Here is a 17,885-nt window from a genome sequence, read left to right as displayed (position 1 = left end):
TGGACGTTCTCCTCGCGACACCTGATGTTGACGCCAACCGGCTCTTGGCTCTCGGCTATGGTGCTGGCGGCCATATCGTCCTTGAGCTTGCGAAAACAGGCACACCCTTCAAGGCCGTCGCGGTCGTTCATCCCGGACTGCCGGAACCTGATGCCCAGGACTGGCGCGATATAAACAGCACTATCCTCCTTTGTACTGGCTCCGAGGACCCGCTCTGCACTCCCGACCAACTTCTCGCATTTGGTCACGCATTACAGGATGCCGGAGTTGACTGGCGCGTAAACATCTATGGCGGTGCCCAGCACGCCTTTTGGGCTCGCCCGACAAATTCGGATGGATCGCCGGACGAAGGGCTCACGCATGTTCAAGCGACCGTGCCAGGTGTCGGCTATCACCCAAAACACACTGAGCGCGCATGGCGAGCGGTTCTTGATCTTTTCGCAGAGGAATCGAAATGAGCGACGTGCCTGAAGATCTGGGTGCGGGAAGAAGATTTGCGAAGCGCCATGTTAGCCGGGGACGCGTCGGCCCCGTCGGACCTCATAGTAGAAACACCGCATAACATCGCAATGCACCGGAACGTTTCAATATGGTTGGTTAAGTTGCAAAGTTTGTCTGCGTCCGGTGATTGCGAACGTTATGCCGATTGCCAAGTAGATTTGAGAGTTGACTCCTCTTGTGTCGTTCTCCGTGCCAAGTCCAGAAATGTTCTGACTACTGGTGAGGAATCATGCTGCCGCCAAGTTAGATAAAGTCCAGTATTAGGAATCTCCTCCTTCAGATTTCTGTAAATGACTCCGCCTCTGTGGAATTTTTGCAAGGAGTCGGGAACGATCGCAATGCCCAGTCCTGCAGCAACTAAGCCGACGATCGTCTCCATCTGAACTGCCTCCTGAGCCACCTTCGGACGAAATCCCGCTTGCTGACACATGTTTATAATTTGCTCGTAAAAGACGGGTCCCATTTTGGCAGGGAATAGGATAAATAACTCATCTGCCAATGTGGAAAGCGACACTTGAGTCTGGGTAGACAACGGGTGGGTTTCTGGTAACGCCAAGACCAATGATTCTGGCAAAAAGCACTCTACACTCAACCCTGGTTCGCTGATGGCAGAACGAACAATGCCGACATCCACCTGTTTGTCATACAGGGCTTGAATTTGCTGAGCCGTTGTCAGTTCATGCAAGTGCAGTTCTACCGCCGGAAATTGTTCTCGAAAGACCCTTAAAATCTCTGGCAGTACGGTATACATCGCGGAGCCTACAAAGCCGATCGCCAACTGTCCCACCTCACCCCGTCCGATCCGTTGGGTTGCTGCGATCGCCTGTTCGAGTTGCGCTAACACTCGGTAGGAGCGCTCCAAAAACACGTTGCCTGCTTCTGTCAGATGCACTTGCCGCTTCGTTCGTTCAAACAGCTTAACTCCGAGTTCCTCTTCCAAATCCCGAATCTGCTGACTAAGCGGAGGTTGCGAGATGTGCAGCCGCTCTGCTGCTCGACTAAAGTGCAGTTCCTCAGCCACCGCTATGAAGTAGTGCAGGTGTCGTAATTCCATAACACTTATATGTCAAACCTATTAATCCCAATCATATATATATTGGACAGTCATCTGGTCGTCTCCTACCGTGAGAAGTATGAGGCGCGTCTCATCGTTCTTGATACTGGAGAAAACCAATGAACTCAGATAAAGATCCTGTCGCTCCTAAAGTTTGGTTAATTACAGGATGCTCAACCGGATTCGGACGTGCCCTAGCAGAAGCGGTGTTGCAGAAAGGCGACTACCTACTGGCGACTGCTCGTAAACCAGAGCAACTTGGCGCTTTGATCAAACTCTATCCAGAAACCGCAAAGGCTGTCCGTCTGGATATAACGGTATTTCAGGACATCCAAGCAGCGGTTGATAGCGCGATCGCAACCTTCGGTCGAATTGATGTGCTGGTTAACAATGCGGGGCATGGACTGATTGCTGCACTCGAAGAAGTCAGTGATGAGGAGACACATCAATTTTTTGAAACTAATTTCTTTGGAGCACTCCGTCTGATGCAGGCGGTCTTGCCTGTGATGCGTCGGCAAGGCAGTGGTCACATTGTCAATCTGTCATCCACAGCAGGATTAGTAGGATTTGGCGGAAGCAGCCTCTACTGTGGGGCTAAATTTGCCCTGGAAGGTACGTCTGAAGCTCTAGCTAAGGAGGTTGAATCCTTTGGAGTGAAAGTGACTTTGATTGAACCTGGGGCATTTCGCACCGATTTTAACGGACGCTCTCTGGCAACAGTCGAGCAATCCATTGATGCCTATGCTTCGGTGAGTGGTGCTTCATTGCAGTGGTTCAAAGAGATGGATGGCCAGCAACCTGGTGATCCCGCTAAAGCAGCGCAAGCCATCGTCCAAGTTGTGGAAAGTCCTCATCCCCCGATACGACTAGCTTTAGGCACGGATGCTATGAGCCTGATTCAGGAAAAACTGGGACGGGTTAAAACCGATTTGGATGCTTGGCAGCAGGTGACTGTCAGTACGGATTATCTAGAACACGTCAATTATGCCAAGTAGAGGGATATCCATGATTCATACCAAGACATTTCTGCGTGTTGTTCCAGTCATCGTGTTTATTCTTGTCATGAGCACCATCATCGGACTTTCACAAACCCCCAGTAAAAGTGTCAAAGCAACAGGCAGCAGCATCCACCAACTGCGTATCTACGAGATCTTCGACGGCAATAAAACGGCGTTCCACGAACGGTTCCACGATCATGCAATGCGGATTATGGCGCGGTACGGCTTCAAGATTGTGGCGACCTGGGAAGCTCGGCACGATAACCGCACAGAGTTTGTCTATCTGCTTGAGTGGTCTGACACGGAAACGATGAAGGAGCGGTGGGCGGCGTTCATGGCTGATCAAGAATGGGCGGAGATCAAGGAGGTGACGGCTGAGGCGCATGGTTCACTCGTCGGCGACATTGAGGAGCGGACATTAGAATTGACAGATTACTCCCCAGGCAAACGACTGGCAAACTAAAGTCCGAATTTAAGTCAGGAAAACGTTTAGTTTCAGCAACAACTCAACGGCTCCGCACAAAGCTGGAGTTGATCGATGTGCGGAGAGTCGATTGTAAAAAACGGCATAACAATTCGGCAGGAGCGGACTGACGAGAGATCTTGGTGGTGTTGCAAAGGTTACTTGCAGCCGCTCAGCTGGAACGTTAGGCAGCTTCTCGTTCCATATAGGGAAGTAATTAGAAGGTTGCCTGTAGAGTGATTTCAGTCCAAACTATACTTAAAATCACTTCTTACTGCCAATGCCAGATAGCCGAATTCATCTCGTTAACAGCCAAACTGGAGATGTCTTTCCGGCTGCTCCTGATGGAAGTGTGCTGTTTTCGAGCGTGAATGCAGGTTGGCAGGGAATCACTGTTGAATTTCACCGAATTTCATCATTTGAACTGCCCGAACACTACATCGATGGACATCGTTTAGCGGTCAACATTGGTCAACCTGTTCACTACGAATGGAAAGAGGGCAGGCATCGGCGACAAACGACTTTGAACCCAGGTGATTTTTGCTTACAGACACACGGAGATATCAACTTTCCTCGATGGTGGGGAAACTTTGAGTTTTTGGCGATCGCCCTTGACCCTGAATTTGTTCGCCGAGCGTTTCAAGATACGGGTGCCTTAGAAAACATCAGTTTTCTAACCCGTCGAGGTGCAGCTGATACAACAATTGCTGACTTTACTCGTCACTTTAGAGCAGAATTAGCTTCTGGAAGCTACTGTGGCACGCTTTACGGTGAATCGCTTGCGGTAGCCTTTGCCCTTCATCTGATTGAGCATCACAGCAGTCGCCCTCAAAAACTGCGTAAAGCTGATGGAAAGCTCTCATCACAGCAGCTAAAGCAGATTATCGAGTACGTTCATGAACATCTAAGCGAGGAGTTGAGCCTCGTTGGCTTAGCCGAACAGATGAACCTGAGCGCATTTCACTTCGCGCGTCTGTTCAAAAATTCGTTGGGACTTTCTCCACATCAATATCTATTGCAAAACCGAGTCGAGCGTGCCAAGAAGCTGATAGCGATCGCCGGTAAACCAGATCTGACAGATATCGGGTTGCAGGTGGGCTTCTACGATCAAGCGCATTTTACCAAAGCCTTTAAGCGAGTCGTCGGCATTCCACCCAAAAGCTTCTTCAAACAGGTTGCAGGCTAAGCAAGATTTTACAATTTTTCGACACGGCGGTTTCGATAAGCTGTCCTCAGAGTTTAAGAGGAGCGAACCAATGAAGAAGCTAAATCGTTCACGCCGTGGATTAATCAAAGGTGCTGCCTTAGCTGCAACCGGAATGACATTAGGAGCAGGATTATCGCCCTTACAAGCGAAGCAAGCAACGGCTCAAACTTCCCCTCAACCGATTGAACAACCTCAACGTTCAAGTGCACTTCCTTTAGCTGGAAAAGTCGCGTTCGTCACCGGAGCGGCACGAGGGATTGGACGGGCAATTTCAGAAGTTTTTGCGATGAATGGTGCCGATGTTGCCATGTTGGATATTGCCGATCCCTCTCGTCTGAACTCTTCACGAGGTTATCGCGTGTCCAACATGGATGAGTTCAATGCAGCCGTTGCTTCTGTCAAGCAGTACGGCACAAAGGTTTTGCAAATTCAGGTTGATGTTCGAGATTTAGCAGCAATGCAGTCTGCGGCAGAACGCACGAGCCGCGAATTGGGTGGAATTGATGTTGTCGTTGCCAATGCGGGTTATGTGGCATGGCACAGCTTTGAGGATGGAACCCCTCAACTCTGGCACGATGTATTCGATGTCAATGTTCACGGGGTTTTCAATACGGCAAAAGCTGCCATTCCGTTTCTCAAGCAACGGGGTGGTGGACGGATCATCAATATGGCATCTGTGGGGGGCAGAGCTGGATTTGCTGGAAACGGTGCTTATACATCGACGAAGTGGGCTGTGATTGGGATGACCAAGCAAGCCGCTCAGGAGTTGGGGCAATACAACATCACAGTGAACGCGATCGCGCCGGGTGCAGTCAACACAGCAATGTATCGGAGTGAGGGGCAGATGCGATCTACAGGCGTTTCAAGCCGAGAGGAACAGGACGCGCAGGTTAATTCGGTCAGTCCATTAGGTGATGCTGGAGCGATTGAGCCAGAGGATGTTGCTCAAACAGCACTTTTCCTAGCAAGCGACGCAGCAAAGACAATTTCAGGAACGACGATCGATAATGCGCTGGGCTTCAATGCGAGCTATACAGCGTGAGTCTCGTTTCTTGAGTGTCGAGCATATTTAGCTATTGCCTAACAATTGCGTTGCAGCGGCGAATAAAAGATTTTGGTTTAAATTTAGAAGCTATCTACCGCCGCTGAATGCAGCCGTTAGCCTGCTAGGTTGTCTATGAGGTAATCGCAAAATCTGATGCAACACACAATCAAAGGTTGGTTATTTGAAGATATTCTTCTGGAGTTTTATCAGTATGCGCCCTGTCCTCCAGAGTGGTTGCCAGAACATTGCCACGATGAATATCAGTTTTGCCTGAGCCTAGACTGTCCTGGCGAATATTACTACCGGAGTACTCATTATTGGGTACCTACTAGTAGCCTTAGCGTTATCCATCCAGGAGAAATGCATACGGGACGTGATATCGAAGATCGTCAAACTGCTGCTACCTTTCGGATGCTATACATCAGCCCTGATGTGGTCAAATCAGCTGCTTCAGAGATCGCTGGTAGAGAAACGAGTATACCATTCTTCTCAGAGCCAATTATCTTGAATGCCGAGCTTGCCCAGCACTATCTAGAGTTTCATCACGCTTCACAAGGATTGACTTCAAGACTGGAACAAGATTCGTTGCTGCAATCCCTAATGGCGCGGCTGATTGTCAACCACACGAATACGGTGGTGGAATTAAGACCGACCGGTAGGGAACGAGAAGCTATTCGCCGAGTTCGCAACTATCTGCAAGACTATTACGGAGACGATGTCACCCTCAAGCATCTAGCAGAAATTGCGAGTTTAAGTCCGCCTTACCTCAGCCGCGTCTTCAAAGCTGAAGTGGGCATCTCCTTGAAACAATATCAGGCTCAAGTGCGGATCGCTCGTGCCAAAACTTTGATTTCTAGAGGAGTTTCACTCCAGCAAGTTGCAGCTGATACGGGGTTTGTGGATCAGAGTCACCTAACCCATCACTTCAGGCGTTTCGTTCAAACGACACCAGGGCAATATCGCTTGCAAGATCGCAAAAATCTACAAGACACACCCCATCGAATTGAGTACTCTCCTAAAGGGGAAGTTTAGTAAAGCCTGGATACTGGAAATGTCAAATCCTGCAAATTCGGATGCCGCTGAAACTGGCGATCGCCATCAGCAGGTTACAGAGAAACTGACTCGACGACAAGTGGTGATTGGTGGTGCAGCGATGGCTGGACTGACAACAGCAGTCATGACCGGAAACGCTCAAGCAAATACCCAAACCCCACCCGAGCCTGCATCGGCTATCAATCCCAATGGCAGATTTGCAGGTAAGGTTGTACTCATTACTGGCGCAACATCTGGAATTGGTGAAGGAACCGCCTATGCTTTTGCTAAAGAAGGAGCGAAGGTTTTCTTTTGCGGTCGGCGTGAGAATTTAGGCAACCAAGTTGCAGCCCGAATTCAGGAATTTGGCGGCGAAGCAACCTACATGCGAGCGGATGTCAGGCGTGAGGAAGAGGTTGAAGCTTTTGTTGATAGCTGTGTCCAGACTTACGGTCGTTTGGATATCGCCTTTAACAATGCAGGCATTGTGAATCCAGAACTTGTCAGACTGCACGAACAATCAACCGCAGATTTTATGGATACGTTGAATACAAACGCGGTTGGGGTGTTCTACTCGCTCAAGTATGAGATTCCTTATATGCTTAGGCAGGGTGGTGGCTGTATTGTTAACACGGCTTCAGTCTCAGGACATAAGGGCTTTACAGAAATCGGTCCTTACAGTGTGAGCAAACATGCTTTGCTTGGGCTAACCAAAGTGGCCGCCTTGGAATATGCCAAAGACAACATTCGAATTATCTCGATTTCACCTGGAGGCGTAGACACTCCTATGTTGCGTTATGCACGGGAACAGCGCGGCATGTCTTTTGAAGAAGGATCAAGAGCAATCCCCATTGGACGCACCAATACAGTGGAGGAAATGGCACGAGCTGTCATGTTCCTAGTGTCTGATGATGCAACTGCTTTTCATGGCTCACTCGTTGATGTTACTGGTGGATTTCTGGATTAAGTTCTGAGAAGCGATCGCCAGCTAACATTGAGATGGAGCAGACAGACCAGTTCTAGTTTTGAATTCAAGGCAACTACTGCCGCTCATCTCAGCCGTTAGCAGTTAACATCATTGCCGAAAATGACCCTAACTCGGCAGTGTTGCTTGTCCTAGCTCTCGGCAGAGTAGGGTTTTAGACCGTGCTACACGCGATCGCTCAGTGTTCGTTTTCGGCAATGTTGTTCGAGTCAGGATTAGTGTAACGGTAGTTTTTGAAGCAGCCGCTGATTGGCTACCCAGATCTAGAGAACCCATCACTAAACTACAGAAACGCAGTAGATCTGTGTATTAAGCGCAAGTCCGACACACTAGACTTGCACTTAATTTGCGCTTAATTTACAGTTCAACAACTCTTATGTGGGGACATGATCTAGAATGATCGCCTATGCGGCTTTAACTTGACGAGCTTCACGGTATTGCTGGAGTAAGTAGACCTGTTCTTTCTGAACACCAGCCTGGCAATCCTCAAAGTTGCTGGCATCTGGGTCGAGAAGGAAAGTCACTGCCAGTTCGACTACAAATTCTGGTGGAAATTCAGCCTCTGTTGCGTACTGTTCAATGCCTCGCTGAAGCAGGAAGGGCAGACAAGCCAGTACGCCCTGATTGGATGGAGCCCCAAGCGAATCCTGACTATTGGTGTTGGTCTTAATGTCTGCTGGTTCTAGCTCGATATCAGCTGATTCCAGGAAGTAGGCGATCGCCAACTGCACGACAGTCTCGGGGGATAGGTCAACTTCAGAAGCATATGCTTTAAGCGCAGCTTGAATTCGCTCAGGGAAATGACTGAGGAGGATTGCTTTTGTGGTTGAGTCAGCTGTCCGCATCTGTCAGTTCTCCGATGCTAACGATCGCTGTATGGGGGTTGAGCGTGCTTAATCATAATTTGCTCTAACTGATATGATACTCGATTCCACTGAAAGGCAAGAGCTGTGCAGGCAATCCTCACATCGTCAGGGTTGAGGCGATCGATAAATGCCCATCCCAGTGCTTTGTGTCCTCCTCGAAGGCGTGCCCGAATGTTTGTGCTTTTGCCGATGTATAAAATTTCTAAATTGCGATGTTTCACAGCATAAATGCCAGGGCGAGCGGGTAACTCCTTAAATTGTCGGCTCAGAGGTGCGCCGTCCTCAAATGGAGCATTACGCAACAGGTTGAGAAGACGCAGTGCTTCTTCAAGCAAATAATCGGGATAATCGTTCATCAAACTTGTTCAAAGACCGTGGTCAACAGATAAACTGAGCTTGTCGCTACACCTCAAATCGTGCACAAAGTCATTGCTATTTTTAACCAAGCAGGTGGCGTCTGTAAAACGACGGTGACAATGAACCTGGGCTACCACTTGGCACTTCGCGGGCATCGTGTCCTACTGGTGGATGTTGATCCCCAGGCATCGCTGACGACTTTTATGGGGCTGGAACCTCATGAATTAGAGGAAACGATCACGGATGCAATTCTGGAAGAGGAGGGCAAACTGCCGATCCAGCAGGACTTGCATAAGATGAGCCTTGCTCCTGCAAACATTACGCTTAGTGCCGCAGAATTGCAACTGGCATCTGTCATGGCAAGAGAGTTGCGGTTAAAGGAAGCTCTAGAACCGGTGACGAAGAACTATGACTTCATCTTGCTCGACTGCCCTCCCAGCTTAGGGGTCCTGAGCATCCTGGCTTTAACAGCATCCACTCACGTTCTAATTCCGATTCAGACCCACTTTAAGGCGTTTAAGGGAACTGAACTGTTGCTGGATACGATTAAGAAGGTAAGAAAGCACCTGAATCGAAAACTGGCGATCGCCGGGATTGTCCCCACAATCTATAACAATGCTAGCCAGGACAAGGCGATTTTAGAGGCGTTAAAGGAGCAGTTGTCTCCGCTTGCCCCTGTTTTCTCTCCGATCCCTCGGGCGACTGCTTATGCAGATGCAGCAATGGCGCGGCAACCACTGGCGGTCTATGCACCCAGGCACCCATCCCTGAAGGTCCTGGATGAAATTGCACAAGGTATGGAGGATCTGTAGTGGTTAGCAAGCGTCCTCAAGTTCCCCAGATGCGGGGTGTGACTGATCTCTTTAGCATTGAGGTTGAAGAGGGTTCTTCAGCTAGCACAGTTCCGATTCGCAAAATTGTGCTGTCGAAGCACCAGCCCCGACGCTACTTTGACCCAGAGAAGCTGGCGCAGCTCACCCAGTCCGTCAAGGAGCATGGAATTTTAGAACCGCTCCTAGTTCGTCCATTAGGTAATGAATATGAATTGATCGCCGGGGAGCGACGGTATCGGGCTGCTAAGGAAGTGGGGCTGAAGGAAGTTCCAGTTGTCGTTCGGGATTTTAACGATCGCCAAGCGTTGCAAGTCGCGCTGATCGAAAACCTACAACGCGATGACCTCAATCCAGTGGACGAAACTGAGGGGATTTTGCAGTTGATGGCGATTGACCTCAACATTTCAACGGATGAGGTGGTGGCAGTTCTAAACCAGGCAGCGAATGCAAAAAAGCGAGGGCAGGATTTGACGGATAACGTTATCCGTCAGCTTGAAACGCTCGAATCTCTACTCTCTACAGTTGGTCGGTTTAGTGCTGAATCGTTTCGGGTCAACCGTCTTCCCCTGCTCAATCTGCCTCAGGATGTGCTGGATGTTCTTAGGCAAGGGAAGATTGAGTTTACAAAAGCCCGGGCGATCGCAAGAGTCAAAGATGAGCAGCAACGATCTGAGTTGTTGCAGCAAGCTATTGCTAAAAATCTTTCATTAAGTGACATCAAAGCATGGATTAAGGGTTTAAAGCCCGAATTGGAGCAGATACCAGAAAAGGTTTTGGTTCAGCGTTGGAATGAAATTGGTAAGCGATTGCAGAAGGATAAGACGTGGGGCGATCGCAAGAAGAGAGACAAAATCACCAAATTGCTGGATGAATTAGACAAGCTTACTGCAACCAATGACTGAGATTGAAACGCAGGCACACGCTATTCTGGATACCCTAACCAATGAGCCATTCCCTAACTATGTTCCGATCAGTCGTGATTTTGCTACTTTTCGGTCCTAATTGCCCCTGGTTGCAGCGACCCTTCAACTACCCATGGGAGCCACAGTTGACGAGTTTGCGCTAGAGCTTACAGAAGCAATAAATTCAAACATCGGACGGAACACCTCGAAGCAGGCAGCATTAAGTTTGGGAACTACCTCTTTAGCAAAAACTGTCTTTGTTGCATCTGACTTAAAAACAATTTTGCTTCCACCTACACAGGGTTCCTGTTGGTAGTAATTGGCAGTAGCATCTTGACCATAGAACAGATGCTCAATTTCACAGCAAGATTCACCATAAAAGGTTTCATTTGTAGAAGCATCTTTGATGACTTGACGACGAATATCTGCATGGTCAGGAATAGGAAGCATAATGGCGTACGATTCACCTTCTGTCCATTTCTTAATCATCCCTTTTAATGGATCAGTCTCAATCACAGAGCCATTCAAACTGTTCCACTGGTCATATGCTTTATCGAAGTCAAAGAGAGCAAATATTGGAAGGTTACCCATTTCTGCGTGAATTCGATTATCAGTCAGAAGCTGTTTGATATAACTACAACTGAAGGCATAAAAGGGAATAAACGTCATATCCTCATCAAATAGCTTGTACCAAGCCTCTTTGATAATGATGGGATCAGTACTACCTTCAGTAAAAAGCACTGGTTTCTGTTCAATCTGTATTGCATTGATAATGCTAAGCAATTGCTCTTGCTCGGAATATTTGATTAAATCCGAACTAAGTTTCTTGATAGCAACAGTTTTCGGCAAATCATAGCAGTTAGCTTGGTTGTCTTTTATATCGAAGAACTTTATTTTCTTCTTGTCGTGAGGGATTAGTGTTACCGCACTGTGACTACTCATCAGAACGTGATTGTTCTTTGCAGCAGTATCGGTGATCTCAAACACCTGATTGAGAAAATCGAATTGCCATTCGGGGTGAAGGAAGGAATCTGGCTCATCTAGTAGGGTGATGCAGTTGCGATCTTTGAAAAGTTCGATAATGGAATAGATATAGACCGACTGAAATTGACCGTCGCTAAAATGTCCAACTGTTGCTTCAATCCCACTTCCCAGCAGCAGAGGAATCGAGATTTCCGCTAGCATATCCAGTGTTTTCAGGTTGTCAAATTGACGAAACAACTCTTGTGAGCTGAGATCGCTGAACTCCTGCTGAATTTTGGTGATGTCAAAGTACAAAATGTAGCGGTCTTCAGATGCAAAATAGCCTTCAGGTCGCACAAAGCCATCAGTTGCTTGGCTAATGCAGTTGGATAAACGATCGAGAAAAGTTTTGGTAATTCCTTCCGGCTTCCAATACTGATCGCTCTCATCATTAAACTCAATATCAAAGCGTGAATTTGACCTTGCATAGGAAGGTCGTTGCAGCACTAATTTAACTTCTAGTGCAACAGTTTCAACTCCTAGTTTGTGGCAGATAAACTGTCGCGCCTTATTACTGTTTTCTTGCATCAGGAGGACGGATAGCAGAAGCTCTTTGTATTCAGAGCCAATGCCAATAAAACGTCTGCTTTCATCAAATTTGGCATCCTTGATGCGATCGCGAAATGCATCTTCGTATCTTTTAACCAAACTTGTCACTGTGTCATTGTGACCAGAATAATAGATCAGTACGTTGTCTGGAAGTGAGATATTCTTCGTGGTTTGCCGTTTCCTATTGTTGATGTTGAATTGGTTAGATCTCCAAGCTACATCAATTTCTGTTCCATCAATTTCAAAGTTAATTCGGTAGCTAAAATCGAGTTCAGCTTTCTTTTGATTTGAACTGTAAAGGTGATGAAAGATTTCGATCAGCGCCTCAAATAAATTAGATTTTCCTGTACCGTTTTTACCAACAAAGACATCGATAAAGCTACTGCCATCAAAGCTCAAATTGAAGTCCTTAAGGTTTTTGTACTGACTAATGTAAACCGATTTCAGGCGCATGGCTTCTCCTTTACACCTGAGGCACTAAGGCGTTGAGTAGTTCACTCTGTTTGTCCGCAGCAACCTCGATCCATTGGTCTAGCTCATCACAGAAAGCCATAAGTCGCTCGATTTTGGTGACGATGCGGCGTTGTTCAGCAGGAGGAGGAAGAGGAATTGGCAGGTTATTCATAACCTCTCGGCTAATATTCTTCATAGAACTACTTGTCCCAGAGGCATTACGAGCGTAATAGTCACGAGCAAATCGTGATAGGTTCGCAAAATTGATGAAAGTCTTTTCAACTTTTTGAGAAAGAGTAAACCGAACAATCTTGTCGCTCATCATTAAACGATCTGGTGTTTCCTTGACGATCACGCTACGAGCAACAAGTTCTTGGGTGTTCGCTCGCGAAAGTAGAAAATCACCGACTCGCACCTCATATTCTGGTTTGGCTTCTTTGTCGCGAGGTAAAGCCTTATTTTCTTCAGGTCTGAACTCTCCCCACGATACTGCACTTACCTTAAGTACTCCCCATTCTTGACCAGAACGCGGCTCAGAAAGGCATTGTGGACTCCAACCAGAGTCGCTGTAGAGCGACACATCTCCCAGCCTCGTCCACTCCCATCCTTTAGGCAGTTGATAAGGCACTTCCTCCGGTTTAACCTCTGGTAATGGCTTGGGCTGTTTGATTGTCCCTTCCTTTACCAGTTGTTCTTTCTCTGCTGAGATCGCCCTCAACAACTCACTAGCAGGCTCATCATTTGGGTCCTGTGGCACTAGTTTGCCCATGACAGCCAATTGCAGGATCGCCTTACGCAGTTCAGCTACGTTCTCTTTGACTGAGGAGAGTTCGCCAAAGTGTCGCATGATGAAGCGCCAAGCGGTGCTGAAGTCGTTGCTTTCTTTAGCTGTCAGCAGACGATCGCAGGCAGCGGTGTGAATGGTGATTCGTTTTTCGTTGCGTTCTGCCCGCAGCTTTTCCAGTTCATTACAACGAGCCATGAGGCGATCGATTTTGGCAACAATGCGGTGTTGTTCTGCAAGGGGTGGAAGAGGACAAATAGTCGATTTGAGATTACCTTGAGTTATCTGATTGATTGTCATTGTGTTAACTTCATCAATCATTCTGCGAAATAACGGGGAGTTGATGAAATACAGTAAGAATTCATTAAATCGGCTTCTAAAAATAGCCATAAAAGCACCAAAAGCCATATCCTCAGATAAATCTGTGATTAGTGCTGTTTTTCCTACAAGTGCTTTGCTGCCATTTCTTGCACAAATGAGAAGATCGCCTTTCTGAACTAAAACATTTTCTTTAATGTCTTTGTTGACTCGTTTTAGATCTGTTAAATCGAGCTTTCCATTCTGGATGTTATTTGATCTTAGAACGGGAGTACCTGTGTCAGAGATATCTGATGGAGCATAGGTTAGACCAATATTACTCTCACCTATTTCTCCTAAACGTACCCACTCCCATCCGTGTGGTAATTCATAAGGTACTTCTTCCGGCTTAATTTCCGGCATCGGCTTAGACTGCTTGATTTTTCCTTCCTTCACCAGCCTTGTTTTCTCTGCCGCGATGGTCTCTAATAATTCGCTAGCGGGTTGATCGCTTGGGTCTTGCGGCACTAACTTACCTTGCATCGCCAGTGTCAAAATCAGTTCGCGCAATTTCTGAATGCCATCCGGTGCTGCAAAGGCAAGGTCAAAGTGTTTTTCTAGCAGGTTCATCGCTATTCCCCCAGCGCCTGGATCAATTCCTGCTTTAGAGCATCTTGAGCCGCTTCAAGCTGGTCAACGATCGCCAGATACTCCTGCATCAGTTCATCCGGCTCGCCATGATTCACCTCAACTTCGTGGGGGTTCTTGCAATCGAGGTTATAGTTACGCGCCGCGATCTCCTGCGCCGACACCTTCCAGGCATATTCGTTAACCTTACGCCCCTTTCGGGCTGCACCGCCCCACCATTCTTTCTCTCGATCAAACTCCTGAATCGTCAACGGCTTCGAGCGCGAATAAGACTTGTAGCCTGCCGGATAGGGATGCTCAAAAAACCAGACATCCTGCGTTGGCTCCCCTTTTTCAAAGAAAAGAATATTGGTATTGATGCCCGTGTAGGGGCTAAACACACCCTTGGGCAACCGGACGATCGTGTGCAGGTTAAACTCCTCCAGCAACTCCCGCTTCAGGTTCGTTTTAGTGCCTTCACCAAACAGAAACCCATCGGGCAACACCACAGCAGCGCGTCCGGTGTCGGGCTTGAGCAGGTGCATAATCAACGCCATAAACAGGTCGGCTGTTTCGCGGGTCTGGTACTTTCTGGGAAAGTTGTTTTCAATGCCGTCTTCCTCCATACCCCCAAACGGCGGATTGGTAATGACGATATCCACCCGATCTTTGGGTCCGTAATCCCGCAGCGGACGGCTCAAGGTGTTGTCGTGACGGATATTGGTGGGCACATCAATGCCGTGCAGCATCACGTTAGTCATGGCTAGCATGTGCGGCAGCGGTTTCTTTTCTACCCCAGTGATCGTGTCTTGCAGGGTTTTCAAGTCCTCAGCCGTTTTGACCTGCGGCTTCAAGTGCTCGATCGTATTGGTCAAAAAACCACCCGTGCCACAGGCGGGGTCTAGCACCTTTTCTCCCAATCGCGGGTTGATAATATCCACCATAAACTGGGTCACAGCGCGAGGCGTGTAATATTCACCCGCATTACCCGCCGATTGCAGATCCGCCAAAATCTTTTCGTAGATGTCGTTAAACAGATGGCGATCGCTAGACGAGTTGAAATCCACATCGCTTTCGATGCAATTAATCACCTGACGCAACAAAGTGCCAGACTTCATGTAGTTATAGGCATCCTCAAACACCGCACCCACGACCCTACCGTGAGGCAAAACCCCAGCCGCATTCGCCAGCTTTTTCAGCGACGGAAACAGATCGTTGTTGACAAAACCGATCAACTCCTCGCCCGTCATTCCTTCTGGATTCTTTGCCCAGGTTGACCAGCGAAATTGGCTCTGTAACGGCGATTTATACCCCTTAACGGTAAACTCCCACTCCTGCTCTTTGTCATCAAAAATCTTGAGAAAGAGCAGCCAGACAATCTGGCTAATGCGCTGAGCATCGCCATCGACACCCACATCCTTACGCATGATGTCTTGAATTGTTTTGATGAGAGTCGCGATCGCCATGCTCTATATCTAAGATTTCCTGGTTATGCGCTGTAGAGATTATGCGCTGTAGAGTGACTCTTTTAAGCCGTTTACAGCCCGCTGGTAGTTGTCCAGCCCACCAAAAGCACGGACAATCTCGATCGGGGTGCCAAACTCGGTAAAGGGCGCAACCGTGAGAATTTGTGTTTCCTCAATCTGCCCAACACCTCCATCGGCATACTTATCCAACAGGGCTTCTAGCACTCGTCTAGCCTGGTCGCCGTATTGAGTAAAGTAATTGCGCTTTTTAACCTGCTCAGCCCGTTCTTGGCGGGTCAGTGGGGGCATATCCCAAACAACATGGCAAAGCAGGTCGAAGGGGTCGCAATCTTTCCCGATCTCTTCAGCCAGCGCCTCAAAGAATACACCTTCGTTAGCCAATTCATCAACGATCGCCTGTTTCTTCTCGGCACTGCTCCAGCGTCGGAGAAAGTCGTCCAGCGAGGCGAATTCCTTGGTTAATGCTTTGCGGGTATAGTCCTTAAGCGATTCGGTGACCAGTTTGCCGTTCGCATCAAAATATTGAACCCGCTCGGCAACCACCTTGACCTCAACATTAGCCACCACATAGCGTCGCGCATTAGGCTCATAGTCAGAATCAGCAGACTCAGCTACACCAGTCCATAAATTGCTCTGACCTGGTTCAGGGTATTGATAGTCATCTTCAGGTTCTTCGCCTTCTGGTAACTCCGGTGGCACTGGCGAGTCATCCAGATGCTTCGGCTCGTAGATTTGCACTGGGTCGCCATCAAAATCGGGGTCAGCAAATAGTTCAGTGGCTTTTTTGAAATCGATGATCGTGAAATAGAACTTGTCGTAGTCCTCATTGATGCGGGTGCCGCGACCGATAATTTGCTTAAACTCGGTTATTGACTGAATCCGCTGATCAAGCACAATCAGCTTGCAAGTTTGGGCATCAACGCCCGTAGACATCAATTTAGAAGTGGTCGCAATCACCGGATATTTTGATTCCGGGAAAATAAAATTGTCCAGTTCTGCCTTGCCTTCTTCGTTGTCGCCTGTAATCCGCATCACGTAACGAGAATTTTCGGCAGCTAAATCACCGTTTTCGTTAACCATCGCCTGCCGCATCCGCTCCGCATGATCAATGTTTTCGCAAAAAACAATGGTCTTATCAAAGCGGTTCGTCTGCTTCAAAAATTCACTGATTTTCCGAGCGACCAGTTGAGTGCGCCTTTCCAATACCAGGTTTCTGTCAAAATCTTTCTGGTTGTAAATGCGATCCTCAATCTCGTTGCCGTATTTATCGACCATCCCCTTTTTCGGTCGCCAACCCTCTAAATCCTTATCAATATCAATGCGGACTACCTTATAGGGCGCAAGAAAACCGTCATCAATACCCTGTCGTAGAGAGTAGGTGTAGATGGGTTCGCCAAAATAATCGATATTAGAAACTTCTTTGGTTTCCTTTGGGGTAGCCGTTAGCCCGATTTGAGTAGCAGAAGAAAAGTAGTCCAGAATTTGCCGCCATGCCGAATCTTCCGCTGCACTCCCCCGATGGCACTCATCCACCACAATCAGATCGAAAAAGTCACGGCTAAATTGCTTATAAATATTCTGCTCCTCTTCCGTGCCAGAAACCGCCTGATACAAGGAGAGATAAATCTCATAGGCTTTGTTCGCTTGCCGCTTTTGGATCTTGGTCATCGCCGAGCCAAAGGGCTTGAAGTCATTAGTCATGGTCTGATCGACCAGAATATTCCGATCAGCCAAAAACAGAATGCGTTTTTTAGTCTTAGATTTCCACAACCGCCAGATGATCTGAAAGGCGGTAAAGGTCTTGCCCGTGCCAGTCGCCATGACCAACAGGACACGGTTTTGACCCTTAGCGATCGCTTCAATGGTTTTGTTGATGGCTAGCAATTGATAGTAGCGTGGGGTTTTATTGCTGCCGTCACTGTAGTAATCCTGCGTGACTAGATTTTTCTGCTGCTCAGACAGCCCGCGATGAGCAGACCACCATTGCCAAAGCGTATCAGCCGATGGAAACTCGTCTAGCCTAAGTTCACGCTCGATAATGCCATCAGTGGCAATCTTGTTATGAAACAAGAACCCGTCGCCATTGGAACTAAAAACAAAGGGCACTTGGAGCATTTCGGCATAGCCAAGCCCTTGCTGCATTCCATCTCCCAGGGAATGATTGTTGTCCTTTGCCTCAATGATGGCGATCGGAATATTCGGTTTGTAAAAAAGCACATAGTCCGCCCGTTTGTTTTTGGCACGGGTATGCAACTTGCCTCGAACGAGAATTCGCCCATTGGTCAGCGGAAATTCTTCACGGATCTGAGTTAAAGTATCCCACCCCGCTCGTTCTAATGCTGGAGTAATGTACTTTGTACAAATGTCCCGCTCATTGAAGGAGCGCTTGTCAATTCTTTCTGACATAGAGTAGGGCTAATGG

General features: G+C 47.9%; 16 protein-coding genes. 9 read left to right on the top strand and 7 right to left on the bottom strand.

What is annotated here, in order from left to right; all coding sequences use genetic code 11:
• A partial coding sequence (locus H6F93_RS32130; RefSeq protein ID WP_190690123.1) for a dienelactone hydrolase family protein occupies nucleotides 1-458 on the top strand: 458 nt, incomplete at its 5' end.
• Between the two features lie 179 nt (nucleotides 459-637).
• Here H6F93_RS32130 and H6F93_RS32125 read toward each other — a convergent pair.
• Nucleotides 638-1,555, bottom strand: a complete 918-nt coding sequence (locus H6F93_RS32125) for a LysR substrate-binding domain-containing protein (RefSeq protein WP_190690120.1) — start codon at nucleotides 1,553-1,555, stop codon at nucleotides 638-640.
• Between the two features lie 119 nt (nucleotides 1,556-1,674).
• On the opposite strand from H6F93_RS32125, the gene H6F93_RS32120 reads away from it, so the two are divergent.
• The 6 genes from H6F93_RS32120 (at nucleotide 1,675) to H6F93_RS32095 (ending at nucleotide 7,267) form a co-directional block, all read left to right on the top strand.
• Nucleotides 1,675-2,550 carry an oxidoreductase gene (locus H6F93_RS32120; RefSeq protein WP_190690118.1) on the top strand — a complete coding sequence of 292 codons (876 nt, stop codon included), beginning with the start codon at nucleotides 1,675-1,677 and terminating at the stop codon, nucleotides 2,548-2,550.
• A gap of 10 nt (nucleotides 2,551-2,560) precedes the next feature.
• The gene (locus H6F93_RS32115; RefSeq protein ID WP_199314281.1) at nucleotides 2,561-3,016 is read left to right on the top strand and encodes an NIPSNAP family protein; all 456 of its coding nucleotides are present in this window, start codon (nucleotides 2,561-2,563) and stop codon (nucleotides 3,014-3,016) included.
• Between the two features lie 280 nt (nucleotides 3,017-3,296).
• A complete protein-coding gene (locus H6F93_RS32110) occupies nucleotides 3,297-4,202 on the top strand; it encodes a helix-turn-helix domain-containing protein (RefSeq protein WP_190690114.1) in 906 nt (301 codons plus the stop codon).
• Nucleotides 4,203-4,272: 70 nt separating this feature from the next.
• Nucleotides 4,273-5,265 carry an SDR family oxidoreductase gene (locus tag H6F93_RS32105; protein ID WP_190690111.1) on the top strand — a complete coding sequence of 331 codons (993 nt, stop codon included), beginning with the start codon at nucleotides 4,273-4,275 and terminating at the stop codon, nucleotides 5,263-5,265.
• Nucleotides 5,266-5,421: 156 nt separating this feature from the next.
• Nucleotides 5,422-6,300 carry an AraC family transcriptional regulator gene (locus tag H6F93_RS32100; protein ID WP_190690108.1) on the top strand — a complete coding sequence of 293 codons (879 nt, stop codon included), beginning with the start codon at nucleotides 5,422-5,424 and terminating at the stop codon, nucleotides 6,298-6,300.
• Between the two features lie 19 nt (nucleotides 6,301-6,319).
• Nucleotides 6,320-7,267, top strand: a complete 948-nt coding sequence (locus H6F93_RS32095; RefSeq protein ID WP_190690105.1) for an SDR family NAD(P)-dependent oxidoreductase — start codon at nucleotides 6,320-6,322, stop codon at nucleotides 7,265-7,267.
• A gap of 422 nt (nucleotides 7,268-7,689) precedes the next feature.
• Here H6F93_RS32095 and H6F93_RS32085 read toward each other — a convergent pair whose 3' ends face one another.
• Both H6F93_RS32085 and H6F93_RS32080 read right to left on the bottom strand, forming a co-directional pair.
• Nucleotides 7,690-8,130, bottom strand: a complete 441-nt coding sequence (locus H6F93_RS32085) for a hypothetical protein (protein WP_190690099.1) — start codon at nucleotides 8,128-8,130, stop codon at nucleotides 7,690-7,692.
• 17 nt (nucleotides 8,131-8,147) lie between these two features.
• Complete coding sequence (locus H6F93_RS32080) at nucleotides 8,148-8,507, bottom strand: GIY-YIG nuclease family protein (RefSeq protein WP_190690096.1); 360 nt, start codon at nucleotides 8,505-8,507, stop codon at nucleotides 8,148-8,150.
• 60 nt (nucleotides 8,508-8,567) lie between these two features.
• Here H6F93_RS32080 and H6F93_RS32075 point away from each other — a divergent pair, with 60 nt between their 5' ends.
• Together H6F93_RS32075 and H6F93_RS32070 are read left to right on the top strand one after the other, a co-directional pair.
• Nucleotides 8,568-9,320 (top strand): AAA family ATPase, encoded by a 753-nt coding sequence (locus H6F93_RS32075; RefSeq protein ID WP_190690093.1) that lies wholly within the window; start codon nucleotides 8,568-8,570, stop codon nucleotides 9,318-9,320.
• Nucleotides 9,320-10,243, top strand: coding sequence for a ParB/RepB/Spo0J family partition protein (locus tag H6F93_RS32070; protein ID WP_190690090.1), 924 nt, complete (start codon nucleotides 9,320-9,322; stop codon nucleotides 10,241-10,243). The genes H6F93_RS32075 and H6F93_RS32070 overlap by 1 nt, the downstream gene beginning before the upstream one ends.
• A gap of 123 nt (nucleotides 10,244-10,366) precedes the next feature.
• Here the strand turns inward: H6F93_RS32070 and H6F93_RS32065 are convergent, their stop codons facing one another.
• The 4 genes from H6F93_RS32065 to hsdR are packed head-to-tail and all read right to left on the bottom strand — an operon-like array spanning nucleotide 10,367 to nucleotide 17,869.
• Entirely contained in the window at nucleotides 10,367-12,268 is a 1,902-nt protein-coding gene (locus H6F93_RS32065) for an AAA family ATPase (RefSeq protein ID WP_190690087.1), read from the bottom strand.
• Nucleotides 12,269-12,278: 10 nt separating this feature from the next.
• A complete protein-coding gene (locus H6F93_RS32060; protein ID WP_190690084.1) occupies nucleotides 12,279-13,979 on the bottom strand; it encodes a restriction endonuclease subunit S in 1,701 nt (566 codons plus the stop codon).
• 2 nt (nucleotides 13,980-13,981) lie between these two features.
• The gene (locus H6F93_RS32055; protein ID WP_190690081.1) at nucleotides 13,982-15,442 is read right to left on the bottom strand and encodes a type I restriction-modification system subunit M; all 1,461 of its coding nucleotides are present in this window, start codon (nucleotides 15,440-15,442) and stop codon (nucleotides 13,982-13,984) included.
• Nucleotides 15,443-15,481: 39 nt separating this feature from the next.
• Entirely contained in the window at nucleotides 15,482-17,869 is a 2,388-nt protein-coding gene (gene hsdR / locus H6F93_RS32050; RefSeq protein WP_199314280.1) for an EcoAI/FtnUII family type I restriction enzme subunit R, read from the bottom strand.
• Nucleotides 17,870-17,885: the final 16 nt, after the last annotated feature.

The sequence above is a fragment of the Leptolyngbya sp. FACHB-671 genome, assembly GCF_014695745.1.
GTDB lineage: Bacteria > Cyanobacteriota > Cyanobacteriia > Elainellales > Elainellaceae > JAAUTN01.
Note: the sequence above shows the minus strand (reverse complement) of the source record. Positions and strands in the feature narration are given on the sequence as shown.